12 protein-coding genes are annotated in these 14,712 nt (G+C 48.7%); all 12 read right to left on the reverse strand.

The annotated features are described in order from the left end of the window. Nucleotides 1–308 precede the first annotated feature (308 nt). Entirely contained in the window at nt 309–1,694 is a 1,386-nt protein-coding gene (locus HRU80_07290; GenBank protein QOJ28692.1) for a long-chain fatty acid--CoA ligase, read from the reverse strand. Beyond that, a complete protein-coding gene (menC, locus tag HRU80_07295; GenBank protein ID QOJ28693.1) occupies nt 1,678–2,712 on the reverse strand; it encodes an o-succinylbenzoate synthase in 1,035 nt (344 codons plus the stop codon). The genes HRU80_07290 and menC overlap by 17 nt, the downstream gene beginning before the upstream one ends. Continuing rightward, complete coding sequence (locus tag HRU80_07300) at nt 2,709–3,599, reverse strand: 1,4-dihydroxy-2-naphthoate polyprenyltransferase (GenBank protein ID QOJ28694.1); 891 nt, start codon at nt 3,597–3,599, stop codon at nt 2,709–2,711. Before HRU80_07300 ends, menC begins: the two co-directional genes overlap by 4 nt. Continuing rightward, nucleotides 3,599–4,432, reverse strand: coding sequence for a 1,4-dihydroxy-2-naphthoyl-CoA synthase (gene menB, locus HRU80_07305; GenBank protein ID QOJ28695.1), 834 nt, complete (start codon nt 4,430–4,432; stop codon nt 3,599–3,601). Before menB ends, HRU80_07300 begins: the two co-directional genes overlap by 1 nt. Nucleotides 4,433–4,446: 14 nt before the next feature. Then, on the reverse strand, nt 4,447–5,271 hold the full coding sequence (locus HRU80_07310) for an alpha/beta fold hydrolase (protein QOJ28696.1): 825 nt from the start codon (nt 5,269–5,271) through the stop codon (nt 4,447–4,449). Further along, nucleotides 5,258–6,181 carry a histone deacetylase gene (locus HRU80_07315; GenBank protein QOJ28697.1) on the reverse strand — a complete coding sequence of 308 codons (924 nt, stop codon included), beginning with the start codon at nt 6,179–6,181 and terminating at the stop codon, nt 5,258–5,260. Before HRU80_07315 ends, HRU80_07310 begins: the two co-directional genes overlap by 14 nt. A gap of 5 nt (nt 6,182–6,186) precedes the next feature. After that, nucleotides 6,187–7,593, reverse strand: coding sequence for a D-alanyl-D-alanine carboxypeptidase/D-alanyl-D-alanine-endopeptidase (gene dacB, locus HRU80_07320; GenBank protein QOJ28698.1), 1,407 nt, complete (start codon nt 7,591–7,593; stop codon nt 6,187–6,189). Then, nucleotides 7,590–8,951 (reverse strand): YchF/TatD family DNA exonuclease, encoded by a 1,362-nt coding sequence (locus tag HRU80_07325; GenBank protein ID QOJ28699.1) that lies wholly within the window; start codon nt 8,949–8,951, stop codon nt 7,590–7,592. The genes dacB and HRU80_07325 overlap by 4 nt, the downstream gene beginning before the upstream one ends. 1 nt (nt 8,952) lies before the next feature. Beyond that, nucleotides 8,953–11,112: a TonB-dependent receptor gene (locus HRU80_07330; protein ID QOJ28700.1), complete on the reverse strand. Its 2,160-nt coding sequence runs from the start codon at nt 11,110–11,112 to the stop codon at nt 8,953–8,955. 2 nt (nt 11,113–11,114) lie between these two features. Continuing rightward, entirely contained in the window at nt 11,115–11,627 is a 513-nt protein-coding gene (locus tag HRU80_07335) for a hypothetical protein (protein ID QOJ28701.1), read from the reverse strand. A 67-nt stretch (nt 11,628–11,694) separates the two neighbouring features. Further along, nucleotides 11,695–12,648, reverse strand: coding sequence for a hypothetical protein (locus tag HRU80_07340; protein QOJ28702.1), 954 nt, complete (start codon nt 12,646–12,648; stop codon nt 11,695–11,697). 29 nt (nt 12,649–12,677) lie between these two features. Continuing rightward, complete coding sequence (locus HRU80_07345) at nt 12,678–13,865, reverse strand: phosphoribosylformylglycinamidine cyclo-ligase (protein ID QOJ28703.1); 1,188 nt, start codon at nt 13,863–13,865, stop codon at nt 12,678–12,680. Nucleotides 13,866–14,712: the final 847 nt, after the last annotated feature.

A 14,712-nucleotide genomic window follows, 5' to 3' on the forward strand; every position in this document is an offset into this window, starting at 1 on the left:
AAGTAAAAGAAGTTTCCTTAAAGGGAGCAGAAACTCGCGCAAAGGCGCTAAGACGCAAAGATTTCAATTTGTACAGACAGATGACAATCTAGCGAAACGGCAGATAAAGAACCTCGCGCAAAGGCGCTAAGACGCAAAGAATTCAAATCGTACAGACAGATGACAATCTGCCTTCAACTCCCAAACTCGTACTTCGCCAATTGGACGCGGATTTTACGGATGCTTCACAGCGCGGATTCTCGCTGATAAAACAAACTGCGGGCAAATAATCACCCGCAAAGATGCAAAGAAGATCTATGCGGGAAAGGTCAGCCGGTCATTCTGATTAGTTTAGCGGTATCGGTTTTTCCTAACGCGGTTTTGGGAAGTTCTTTCATAATCAGCCATTTTTTCGGAATCTTAAAGCCCGATAGTTTTTTCTTTAATGCAGCTGTCAGAAATTCTGAACTGATACCCTCTGCAGCAACAGCAGCACAGACCATCTCTCCCCAGTAGTCATCCCTGATGCCGAATACCTTAACTGCATTCACGGCGGGAATCTCTGCAAGTGCCTGCTCCACTTCACTCACGGAGACTTTTTTCCCTCCGGTAATGATGATAGAGTCTGCCCGCCGGGTGATATGAACAAATCCGTCAGAATCAATATATCCCATATCACTGGTGACATAGTATTGTTCTTTGCGGTATTCAAAAAAAGTATCCTTATCACCGTTTGTATATCCTTTGAATAGTCCGGGGGAACTGACAATGATTCTTCCTTCATTTCCCATGGGAAGAGTTTTTCGATTTTCATCAATCGCCAGAAACCGCACTCCGCGCAGAGGTTTAGTCCCAAGCCTCCTGGGATTTTTTACTTCTTCCGGCTGCACCGCTGAACAGAATGCCGCGGTTTCGCTTGAGCCGTAGATAATCTGCGTTGGGATTTTTCTTTTTCTCAGTTTAATGATAATGCGTTTTTCAACAGGCCCTCCGCCCAGCAGAAGGCATTTCACCTGTTTGAACACTTCCGGTGTTCTGAGCAGTTCAGAGCATTGAGCCGGAACGAGTGAAAGATGGGTTATCACTTTTTTTGTCAGCAGTTCCTTCAGATATCCGGCTCCTGATTTCCCGGCAATATATAAGCTGCTTCCGCTGAGCATCGCCCTGAAGAAAATCATAAAACCGCCGATGTGATAAAGAGGCAGACTCATCAGCCATTCAGAATTCTTTCCGGAATTCGTGAGCTTATTCTGTAAAGCTGCGGAAGCTGTGAGGGAACCGAATGTATGGATAATCCCTTTTGGCTTTCCGGTGCTGCCTGAGGTAAAGATAATAACAGCTTCCTTGGCGTTAGGTGGTGTAAACGGCTTTAGTTTTACTCCTGATGGTATTCCAGCGATTTCTTTTTTGTTCAAAAGCAGTTCAGGATATATTTTTGTTCCTTTTGCAAGCTGGCTTTTGTAATCTTTTTTTTCATTCGCGGTGGCATCTGGGGAAATCAGAACAGGAGTAAAACCTGCCAGCCAGGAAGCATATATACGGATCAGAGAAACGGCGGAGTTTTTGGCCGGGAGGATAAGATACGGTGATGTTCTCGCAAATTTTGATTTCAGCTTAACTGATTCAGCTCCGGCAAGTGCCAGGAACCGGCTGCAGGTTAGTTCAGGCCCGTCAGAAGCTGAAATTCTGAATCCGGAATCAGATACGCAGATCATGGGTGTCTATATATCCGTTGCCCGGAATATAATAATCCGGCTCCGGGTCTTGTTCAAAAAGGAAGCCGGTTGAAAGTCCGTGGCTCATATCAGACTCAATCAGTGCGGCAGTAACAACCGCGGTACGCCTGCCGGCTGCTCCGTCAAGTGAGGTGGTGATTACCGTTTCAATTCCGGCATCCTTAGCGAGCTTCGCTATGGCGAGGGATTTTCTGATTCCCCCAATCAGCAGCGGCTTTATAATCATTACATCGGGCACGCGGTTCTGGATGAGTGAAACAGCAGTCTGATAATCTTCCACACATTCATCTGCAGCAAGTTTTATTGAGGTATGCTCTCTGAGGCGGCTGAAAAAACTGCAGTCCCTCACCGGCTGTTCAATATACTCAATCTGATACTTCTCAAACAGCGGAAGATAGATCTTTGCCTCTTCAAAAGACCAGCTACCGTTTGCGTCAAGCCGCAGCGTTATCTGGTCTTCAAAATGCTCCCGCAGTGCTGATATCTTTGCAATGTCGGATTGTATATCACCCTGACCGGTTTTAACCTTTATTGTGGTAATACCATTTTGCAGCAGCCGTCTTGCCGCGGCCACACAATGCAGCGGGTCTGAAGAACTGACCACACCGTTAACTTTCACGCGCTCCGCCGGCTTTCTGTTGAGCAATTCGGCAGGGGAAACCTGAGCAGTATTGCAGATCAATGATATGACTGCCTGTTCGACTGCTGATTCAACCACAGCGGGGAACTGATGCGTGCCGGTGATCAGGTCTGAAAGTATATCTACCGGATTGCGGTGCATGAGGAATGATTCTGCCTCTAGGAAAAACTTTTCCGCTTCTTCTGCTGAGGGAGTGCCAAAAGGTGTGAGTATGGAGATTTCACCTTTTCCGGTGAACCGGCCGAAACGGACGGTAAGATGAAAACCTTCTTTGTGTGTGAGGGAATTTCCGCCGAAGACAAAGGGCTCTTTGAACTTCAGTGTGAATGGTTCAAACAGCACCTGTTCGATAATCACAGCAGAAATCCGAGAGAGTAAGTCAGTCCGTAAGCCGCGGTGAATTTGGCGGTGTTTTCCAGGGTTTTATTCAGCTCCGGGCCCTGCCGGGTGAGAAATCCCTTAATTATCAGTACTGCGGGAATCAGAAGAAACAGCACCAGAAACATGCCGTACTCTGCATATCCTTTTGTATATATCCAGAGAGGAACAGCAAACGCAAGAACAAATGAAATGATATACTGGAACTTAGCGAATCCTCTTCCGAACAGCACAGCCGTGGTTTTTTTACCCGCGGTTTTATCCTGATCGGCATCACGGTAGTTGTTCACGACAAGGATATTGGTGATAAGCAGTCCAACCGGAACCGAGGCAATTAAAGAAAGCTGCGTAACAGTTTCGGTATTTACGTAAAACGTTCCTGCCGTGGCGACCAGCCCGAAGAAGATAAACACGAAAATATCACCAAGACCGTTATAAGCGAGGGGATACGGGCCGGCTGTATAGGCAAGTCCTGAGATGATGGATATAATGCCGATGGCCAGAAGCCACCAGGAGGTCTGTACCACCAGAATCATCCCGAGCAGAAACGCTGCCCCGAACACAATATATATAGCCATGCGCATCTGCGGTTCGGTAACCAGTCCTGCGTTCATCACTCTGAGGGGGCCGACCCGTTTTTTAGTATCAGCGCCTTTCAGGTGATCATAAAGGTCGTTGGTAAAATTGGTGCCGATCTGAATGAGCAGCGCGACAAGCAGCGCGATAACCGAAGCAGATACTTTAAACGAACCGCTGCGGAATGCCATTGCACTGCCAACAGCAACGGGAACTATAGCCGCGGCAAGAGTTTTAGGCCGAGCCGCGGCCATCCAGATCTGAAACGGAGAGAGAGCAGTTGAGCTCATTACGGAAGTTTGGGATACTTGCTGAAATCCGGCTTGCGTTTCTGATTATACGCATTCTTTCCTTCCTGTGCCTCTTCACTCATATAGTAAAGCAGGGTTGCGTTACCGGCAAGTTCCTGAATTCCGGCCTGGCCGTCAAGTTCTGCGTTAAACGCAGATTTTAGCAGACGGATGGCAAGGGGAGATTTCTCCAGGATTTCCTTTGCCCACTGCACACCTTCGGCTTCAAGCTGATCAACCGGTACGACTTTATTCACCAATCCCATATCCAGCGCTTCCTGTGCATCATACTGGCGGCAGAGATACCAGATTTCCCGCGCTTTTTTCTGACCAACGATGCGTGCGAGGTAGCTTGAACCGAAACCGCCGTCAAAGCTGCCAACCTTTGGACCTGTCTGGCCAAAAATAGCATTCTCTGCTGCAATGGTCAGATCACAGATAACATGCAGCACATGACCTCCGCCGATGGCGTATCCCGCAACCAGCGCGATGACGGGTATAGGCATGCTTCTGATGAGTTTCTGAAGATCAAGAACATTAAGGCGGGGTACACCGTCACCCCCCATATAACCTTTGTCAACGCGGATTCTCTGATCTCCCCCCGAACAGAATGCATATTTGCCGTCTTTGGATGGTCCTGCTCCGGTGAAGAGCACTGCCCCGATTCTCAGGTCTTCGCGGGCATCTGCAAATGCATCATAAAGTTCTTTTACGGTTTCCGGACGGAAGGCGTTTCTTACTTCCGGGCGATTGATAGTGATTTTTGCGATGCCATCCATTTTTTCATAGATGATATCGGTATAGTCTTTTACTTTAGTCCAGTTATAGCTCATAATCGTCTGATTTTTTACAAATTTTCTGAAAAATTAAACAACAAATTTACGAAATCGGCAGGTTTCTCCAGATGAGTGTTATGCCCTGCACCGGGGATGATGGCGTGACGTCCATCCGGAACAAGGCCGCACATCTCCGTGCCTATACGGGTAAATTTCTCATCTTTTTCACCGGTGATTATTATAACAGGAACAGAAATCCTGCCCAGATCATTCCGCATACCTGGCATAACTCCGGTGCCGAAGTGACGGAGATATTCAGCCATCACAGCCGGATTTGCTCTCCTCCTCCGCTCCTTCAGACGTTCAGCGGTTCCCGGAGGAAGGGCTGCCTGCGAGGAAAAAATTTCCCGGCTTTTCCAGAGTGCTTCAAAATCCTCACCGCTAAGGCGCTCAATGGTATCAGCAAGAGCGTTATCCTCCTCAATTCTTTTTATTTTTTCAGCGGGGTTGTGTATACCGGGAGTGCCTGATTCAAGCACAAGGCCGGAAATTCCGGGGTTCTGATAGAGGGCAGTATATAACGCAAGCCGGGCACCCATTGAGTAACCGCAGAGAATCTTTTTTTGATACGGCAGCTGCGTTAGAAATTCTTTAAGCAGAGCAGCAAGCGCATCCGCGTCTGGGGTGAAATCTTCGGGAAAATGAGAGTGCCCGCAGCCGGGGAGACTGAGCATATAACAGGTATGGCGCGGTGCAATTGCATAACAGAGCTGTTCCCACTCAGCCGCATCGGAGGCAAAACCATGTATAAAGACAAAACAGGTGCCGGAGCCGCTTTCCGATTCATATTCAATGTAGTGCAGATTATGAACGGGCTCTTGTTCAGAGGTGCTCAAGATGACGCTTCACGCTGTTTGCAAGTGCGGTTAAATTATATCCTCCTTCAAGCATCGAGATAACCGGGATTCCAAGTGAATCTGCACAGGATTTCAGCAGCTTTGTCATTTCTGCATAGTCCTGCTCATTCAGTGCAACCTGCGCAAGGGGATCATCTTCATGGGCATCAAATCCGGCGGAGATGAAAAGGCAGTCCGGCTTAAATTCGTTTATACGGGGGATGATCTGCTCGCGGAGGAGAGCAGTATATACATCACCGGTGGTGTGCGGTTTTACGGGGAGATTTACCGTATATCCTTTTCCTTCCCCCTCCCCCTGCTCAGAAGCATATCCGGTTCCCGGCCAGAGGGGCATCTGATGGATACTGAAAAAAAGCACTGAACTGTCGCTGTAAAAAATATCCTGCGTTCCGTTGCCGTGATGCACATCCCAGTCCACAATGGCTGCCCGCTTTATATATCCTTTACTCTGAGCATAACGGACCGCGGCCGCGACATTGCCAAAGTAGCAGAAACCCATCACCCTGTTTTTTTCAGCATGATGCCCGGGAGGCCTGACCGCGCAGAATACTGAATTATATCCTTCAGTAAAAACTTTGTCAACCGCGGTAATGCCCGCGCCCGCTGCCATGTATGCCGCATCAAGCGAACCGGGGGAAGAGTAGGTATCCCCTTCATCGAGCAGCTTCGCGCCGGAGATCACGCTGCTGCGTATATACTCAAGATGCGCACGGTCATGGATCTGCAATAACTGCTCATCCGTAACCCGGGGGTAATCATCAATCCGGTCATACCCTTCAGGTAATTGAATCGCAAGAAGGGACTGCAGCCGCTCAGGCCTCTCAGCATGGGTGAAAGGCGGTATGTGGCCAAGCATTTTTTCTGAACTGATGAACAGCCGTTTACTCATGCAGCTTACTCCGAAATAATGGTACAGATGGCATTCTGAAAATCAAGCACGCGCCGGATATTGCGGTAGTGGTTCTGCATCATGATGGAAAATACCAGCGTTTCATTTTTGCTGTTTACGGTATATCCTGAAAGACAGCTCACTCCGCTCAGGGTGCCGGTTTTAGCATATACTTTTTCAAACGCTGCGCCGGTTTTCATACGGTTCTCAAGTGTGCCGTCAACCCCGGCAATGGGGAAGGAATTCCTGAGTATCTGGTAAAGCCCCGACTCCTGCTCGTTGCGGTAAAAATGCGCAAGTATCGTATGCAGCAGCTCCGCGGTAACCAGATTGTAATGGGAAACTCCTGAGCCATCAACAATGCGGTAAACTGAGGGGTTCATGTCCAGAAGCACAATCATGCTGTCAATCATTTTTACGCCGTTCCTGGCGCTTGCCGGAGACCCGGAATATTTGTGAGCGAGAGCGCGGAGCACCATTTCCGTGCTCAGATTATCGCTGGTTTTGTTCAGATTAACAATCAGTGAATCAAATCTTCTGCTCTCGGTATATATAGTGTCATTGTTGCCGTATTCGTAATTGCGTGTTATCTCCGGCGCCGGAACATTCCTGAAACCGGCTTCAATCAGCTTTTCCCGGAAAAGGGTCATGAAATAGAGGGGAGGATTGCTTACGTTCAGGAACTCACTCTGCTCCCTCCCCGGACGTATATCGCCCTCAATAATTATTTCATCCTTATTTTCGAGGTAGTTACGGTTTATACGAAGAGGCTGCTCCGGATTTGCGGTAACTCTTGCGCGATTTTTCACAGGCATATATCCCGTTTCCGGTTCGAGCGTAACCGCGGGAACGGAATCACCTTCTGCTGCGGTGACGGTAACATAAAGTCCGTTATCATTGATATTTAGTGCCGAAAGATACGGCGCGTCAAATGAAGGGTCATCATCCCACATCCAGCCGTTGCCCCAGTAAAGACTATCCACCATGGAAACATCACCGATCAGCCTCCCCTTAATCCGTGTAATTCCTTTCTTCTTCAGTGCAGCAGCCATTTCAGTTAAGAGGGAGTCGGTAAAGTCAGGGTCAGCGCCCCCCCTGATGATAAGATCTCCGGTAAATGTACCCTTCGAAACTTTACCCTGCGCAATGAGCGCGGTATGGAATGTATATTCAGGCCCGAGAAAAAGCAGCCCTGCAGCCGAGGTTATGATTTTCATATTCGAGGCGGGATGAAGCAGCATTTTACTGTTCCGGCTGAAAACCGTCTCTCCCGTGGATTCGTTGGTGATGTGAACGGCAATCAGGCAGGTGTCAAAAAAAGAACTGTTCAGCAGTTCTTCTATACGCTGTGACGGGGTCTGGCTGAATAACGCAGATGATATCGCAAAAAGTATATATAGTAACTTTTTCAAAAGAATTCTCTTACTCTGAATTTTACTTTGCCGAGGGACTCACTGAATTTTTCCGACTCAGCTTCATTTTCCATGCCCGAGACCACTGAAACCACAACCTCCGGAACATATTCCTGAGCTTTCTGTACGAAAGAAAGCATTTCACCGAAGAGGGACTTGTTCACCTGCATAATCTCAGTGTATTTCTCCGGATTATAACTGTTCAGACTCACCGAAACGGAGTCCAGCACACCCTGCATCTCAGGAGTAATATCCCTTTTATTAATAAAGGATCCGTGCCCGTTGGTATTCATCCGGGTTTTGCCGCCGGAGGATTTAACATACCGAGCCACTTCTTTCACCACATCCCACCGGATGGTAGGCTCGCCGTAACCGCAGAAGACGATTTCAGAATACTGCTTCGGGTCGCCTATCTGACGTATATATTCAGAAGCAGGAGGTTCCTCCGATCTTTTCATTCCGAGATTATAGCCGCTGATAACCGGCTCCGACCCGCGCGTGCAGAAGACACAATCCGCATTGCAGCGGTTGGTGACGTTGATATATAACGCTTTTCCTATTTTATAGGTAAAGGAAACCCCCGGCGTTGATCCGATGCCAAAGAACCGGAAGACATTATATTCGGTAATTCTTGAGATATCCTCAGGGGTGAGGTGGTGCAGTTCCGCCAGTTTTTCAGCGACCAGACGCGTATGCATCGGTTCATTCCGTTTGCCGCGGAATGGGACCGGGGTCATATAAGGAGAATCGGTTTCGAGCAGAAGATGCTCAGGAGAGACTCCCGCTGCAATCTGCCGCAGCTCATCCATTTTCTTAAAAGTGATATTGCCGGTGAAGGAGATATAATGATGCAGCCGCACCAGCTCACGCGCTTCTTCAAGACCGGCGTTAAAGCAGTGGAACTGCGCCTTCAGACCGGTGCCGGCATAACTTCTTATTATATTCATCATATCTTCAGTGGAATCACGGTTATGGATGATAACCGGTTTGCCGAGCTCAAGCGAAAGGTCAAGCTGCTCACGGAAGATTTTATGCTGTATATCCTTGGGTGAAAAATCGTAAAAATAATCAAGACCGATTTCACCAATAGCCGCAATTTTCGGGTGTGAGGCAATCTCCCGTATCTGCTTCAGGTAATCATCCGGAGCTTTGGCAGCATCGTGGGGGTGAATGCCTGCCGCTCCGTATATCATTTCGTATTTGTCGCAAAGGGCTGTAACTTCCTTTGCAGTGGCTATATCCGTTGCGGGTATAATTACCCGGTGAACCCCCGCCTGGCGGGCGCGTTCAAGTACCGCGTCTATATCCTCCTTAAACTCCGGAGAATAGAGGTGCGCGTGAGAATCCGTTAGTGTCATGTCAGAAATAGGATTCTATGTTGAGTGAGAAATTCCTGATCGGAGCGATATTGCCGATCATTTCAACATAGCTGTAATTAAAAAGATTTTTTACTGAAAAACTTACCTTTACCGGCAGATTCAGTCCGCCGAGCAGATATCCTGCTGTTATATCGCTTACAAAAACTTCCGTCCGCTTATTGCCGTCTTTAACCAGCCCAAGCAGCACCAGTTCATCATCAATCTCATCAACCCGGCTCCAGTATCTGAAATCATATACCAGTGAGAAATACTGCCAGGAAAAAAGCCAGGATGAAGTAAAGGTAAACTTCGGGCGGTATTTCATGGCTTTGTCTCTTCCTTTATCCTCAGTGTTCAGATACATCAGATTGTTTGAAAGCTGCAGTGAAAGCGCGCTGATGCTGTTGACCAGATTAACTTCATACCCTGATATGAGCGCGTCGGTAAGATTGGTAAAGCGTATCTGGCCGTCTGATATATCCACCGCCGGCTCAATAAAGTTTTTATATTCATTGTAGAAAAGGGATACATCAGCGGAGTGCCCCGGAGCAAAGAGATAATTGCCGCCTATTTCAAGATTGCTCACCGTTTCCGATTTCAGCGATGGATTCGGCTTAATCACAATACCGCTCAGATTGGTCTGCGTAAAGGTCTCAGCGAGTGAGGGAGCCCGGAATCCGGTACCGGCGGAAAGCCGAAGAGTGAGGCGGGGATTCAATTTGTAATTCAAACCAAGTTTGGGCGAAAGGGCATTTTCCGCTTCAAGAGAATCAAGCTTTGTATAGTCATATCTGATGCCGCCGCTCAGACGCAGTTCCGGTGTGAGCGCGTATTCAGCCTGTATATATGTACCGGTTCCGAAGGAAGTCCGGTCGCCGAAGATATTGGCATCGGTGGTGCCGGAGGTTACCTCAAAGCCCGCGATGGTGTGCAGCTTGTCAGTAATCTGATAATCAGCGGAAAAGTCATTGCGTATCAGCCCGGACTGAGAAAAATTGGCCGCAGCGGACTGATCATCCCACTTGTTGCGGTAGTAGGAAAGACGGTTGGTGAGAAAGAGTGAGTTACCCAGCGAGTGTTTATACGCAGCGCCGTAAAACTGCCGGTTTGAATTCACCCGCTGTCCCGCGTCTTCAGTACGGGGAACCAGCGCGTTGCGTGAATCTCTCCAGTAAAGGAAATCACCCCGCTCCATGATATATACATTGCCGTACAGGGAAAGTGCGGAGACTTCCGTGAGGGGAAGATCCGACTTAAAGAAAAGGGAATACCGCTTGTAAAAATCATCACTCCGGTAACCGTCACTTTCAGCGCGGTTAAGGGAAAGCATCATGCCTGCCTCGCCGCCGAGTGCAAGTTTCTGCGTGACGTGCAGACCGTTAAAATAGCGAGTGCTGCTGTTCCACTTCCACAGATCATGCGGAGGATCACTGTAAGCACCGCCGTACATCCGCAGATAGGTTTCATTCTTCTTTGGTTCTTCGGTAATCAGGTTAATCACGCCGCCAATGGCATTGCTTCCGTAGATTGAGCTTGCCGCTCCCTTAATCACTTCAATCCGCTGCAGCGCGTTAAAAGGGAAAATCTCCCAGATAATCTCGCCGGTATCGCCTGTATATAAGGGGAATCCGTCCAGCGCGGTGATTACTCTGGTGCCCGCACCTCTGGAGTATCCGCTTGAGCCGCGGATGCTGACCTGATCAAGCGTGACCGTTACCCCCGGTATATACCGGAGCGCCTGGTCCAGTGAGGCAAGAGCTTTGTTTCTTATATTGCTACCCTGAAGCACCTGCGCGCTCACCGGGAGTGACTGTATCTGCTGCTCATATTTTGAGGCGGTAACTATCACCTGATCCGTAAGAATAACCTCTTCCTTCAGGAGGATGTTGATCTTCCGGGTTTCGTTAAAGAGAATGATTTTGCCTGACTCATAAGGAGTATATCCGATGGCTGAAACCCGCAGACGGTATTCACCGCTTGGCAGACCGGTGATGCGGAACTCTCCCTTCTGATCGCTTGCCGTGCCGAAGTCAGTGCCGGTCAGAATTATATTCGCTCCGGGGAGGGGGTTCAGTTTGTCATCGGTAATTTTACCCTCAATGACCGACTGCCCCGCGAGGCGAAGCGTGAATGCTAAACATAGTATCCAGATATATCTCATACTTATTCCGGTGGTTGTGGAGGCGGATTATCAAAATCACAGTATATATTAACTCCGGAGACAAACTGCCCTTCCGGAATCACGACGGGGGAAACAACGGCGGTATCACCGGGAGCGCGGTAAAGGCCTACCACAAACCAGGCGCCGCGGTCAAGAGCAAGTTCAGGCGTGGTTGAGAAGGCAATTGCCGTATAGGCATAGCTTCCCGCCGTCAGGTTAAAAATATCGCTTATCCTGTTGTCGTTGGTGTTGTAGGTCCAGGTGCTTGCTCCGATGGGAATGGAGTCACTCACAAACGCCAGATTAAACGGGTTAAAATCTGCCACGCTGTTCAGCGGTGAGCGGAAGACCACCAGATGCACGCGGGTGATATCAGGGTTCCAGGTGCCGGAAAAGGTAACCGTACCGCCGAAGCCCATCTGTATGGGTTTCTCCGGTTCCGGCTCAATGCCTCCCGAGCATCCGGCCGCAAAGAGCACACCGGCCAGAAGTATATATAACGCGAATTTTTTCAAACAGTTGTTTCTCCTTTTAATGAGAGTTCACTTTTTATAAATCTGCTTTGTGATTCCGCCCCTCAGTTTAATAAACACCGGGAAAGCGAAAATCATTCCTGAAATCATCACTGCCGAGTATTTCAGTGCTCCCTTTCTTTTTATCATACACGGCAATTTTTCCGAAGCCAAATTCATCCAGATGCGTGTAGTAAAGCAGGCCTGTTTTGCCGCTGACCGTAAACTGCGGATAAACGTTATCCGTAAACGCTGCTGATGAATCTATAACCCGGTACTCCTTTGTGCCCAGCAGATATTCCGTCAGATACCCTTTGAGCAGTGAGCCGGGAGAATCCTGCAGCGAATCGGGGAGCAGTTCGATAAAATAAAACGATTCTCCACCACGGTCCCAGACCGGAATCAGTGAATTTCTTGCCGGATCAGAAAGCAGCGTATCCTGATCACCGGCGGTATATCCGCTTCCGTAAAAAATGCCGAATGCTGCATCATCAAGCGGAGCGTTATATAAAAACCTGCTGCCTGAGGGGTTCCACACCGGCTGTATGACATCTTTGCCTACCACAAAGATGCTGTCATCTTCCAGGTGAAAGCCGTATGAAATCTGTTTATCAGCGTTAAAAAATGTTATTCCCTTTTCATCAGGGAGCCAGGTGATGCTCACATCATCCCAGAAATCAACCTCAATCAGCTTAACCGGTTTTCCCCCCGACTCCCGTATCTGAATTCCCCCCGGAGCATAATAAGCAAAATATCTTCCGGATGGGGAGGGGCTTGGCTTATATCCGTTACCTACCTTCTGTAGGTTTTCTCCTTCGCGGTCGGTTCTCCAGATAAAATTCTCTCCGCAGAAAACCACACCGCTGTCAGTCCAAACCGGCAGAAAGGTGTTGCGCGAGCCAAGGTCATGCACCGTGGCCAGATTATCATCCGTATATCCGGCCCGCAGCTCCGTGTGCTTCATGCTGAAATAGGTGAACACAATCCGCTCCTGCGGCAGCATCTGCTGAGTATATATCAGCATCAGGAACAGGGCACAGCAAAGCGGGCCCCTCACTGGTTATTACTGCCTGTCTTTTCCTCCGGCTGCTCAGACCAGGGCTGTATCTCATCAGGGACTTTCACCACCGAAATAATTGAATGCTTTTCGGGCTCTTCATCCGGCTCCGGTTTAGCTGCTTCGGGGAGGGGAGGCATAATCACTTTTTTTGAAGAGCTGCCATTCTTCTGCTTGATTACCGTACCGATTTTTTTCGGGTGAAGCCGGAACTTATTCCCCGCGGTCATCAGAGTTGCGGCGTTATCAGGGGAGCAGACGGCAACCAGCCCGATGCCAAGATTAAACGCGCTGCGCATCTCTTCATCCGGTATATCTCCGAGCTCCTGAATCATCTTAAATACCGGAAGATGGGGCCATGCATCCCAGTTAATATCAAGCGCAAGACCCTCCGGCAGAATCCGCTTTGTGTTTCCTTCTATGCCGCCGCCGGTAATGTGGGCAAGCCCTTTAACCGCGTCAAGCAGCTTCAGTTCAGTAACAAGAGGGAGATAGGATATATGCAGTTTCAGCAGTTCTTCAGCCATGGAGCAGCGGAAATCCGGTATATACTCCTCAAGCCGGAACTCAGCCAGCAGCACTTTTCTCGCGAGGGAGTAGCCGTTGGTATGCAGTCCGTTAGAGCGGAACCCGATAAGCACATCCCCCTCCTGAATACCGCTTCCGTCAATAATCTTCGAGCGGTCAACAATGCCTACAATGGTGCCGGAGAGATCATAATCCCTTTTCTGATAGAGGCCCGGCATCTCCGCGGTTTCACCTCCTATAAGAGCCACACCGTTTTCGCGGCAGGCCTTGGCAAATCCTGCAACTATCTCTTCAGCCACACGGGGATTCAGTTTTCCGAATGCCATATAATCCATAAAGTACAGAGGTACGGCACCGCAGACGGCTATATCATTAACGCAGTGATTCACCAGGCACTGCCCTATGGTGGAGTGAATTCCGGTATTTATAGCAATACGGAGCTTGGTTCCCACACCGTCCACACTGGAGACCAGCACCGGCTCCTTATACGCTGAAAAATCGGGCTTAAAAAAGGCGCCAAAATGACCTATCCCCGATAAAACCGATGAATTAAACGTGCTCTTCGCGTGGTTTTTTATCCGGTCAACCGTTTCTTCCCCTGCCCGGATATCCACACCGGCAGACTTATAAGTGGCGGAGTCAGATCCTGATTGCATACAATTTTTCCGGTTGTTGGTGAAAAGTAAGAATGCAAAATGCTAAAAACAGGGGAAATATAACAGACCATAACGCTCTAATTTTCCGGAGGGAAAAAGGAAGGAAGTTGAGGATTGAAAGTTGAAAGTTGAGAATTACCTACGGAGGAAGAAACTCACCCCCCAACCAGGTGAGGAAAGAGGGGGCTTCCGGAAGATTGTGGAATGTTCTGATTCCGGAGGAAGAAACTCACCCCCCAACCCCCTCTCTTTCCAAAAATTTTGCTTCCGTTTATTCTCCGCGTCTCTTCAGATTTACAATTCGAAACCTATTCCGCTCTGATGGAAAAAGAGGGGGCTTCCGGAAGATTGTAGATTGTACTGATTCCAAGCTGCGAAAGAGACTCACCCCCCAACCCCCTCTCTTTCCTAAAATTTTGCTTCCGTTTATGATCCTGGTCTCTGCAGATTTAATATTCCGAATCTATTCTGCTCTGAAGGAAAAAGAGGGGGCTTCCGGAAGATTGTTGATTGTACTGATTCCGGAGGAAGAAACTCACCCCCCAACCCCCTCTCTTTCCAAAAATTTTGCTTCCGTTTATTAACCGGGTCTGTGGGAATTTAACATTCCGACTCTATTCTGCTCTGATGGAAAAAGAGGGGGCTTCCGGAAGATTGTAGATTGTACTGATTCCAAGCTGCGAAAGAGACTCACCTTCCGACACGTCGGAACAAGCCCAATTCCCCCTCTCTTTCCTAAAATTTAGCTTCCGATTATTCTCCGGGTCTGTGGGAATTTAACATTCCGAATCTATTCTGCTCTGAAGGAAAAAGAGGGGGCTTCCGGAAGATTGTAGATTGTACTGAT

This window comes from Ignavibacteriales bacterium, assembly GCA_015709675.1.
Lineage (GTDB): Bacteria > Bacteroidota > Ignavibacteria > Ignavibacteriales > Ignavibacteriaceae > H2-BAC3.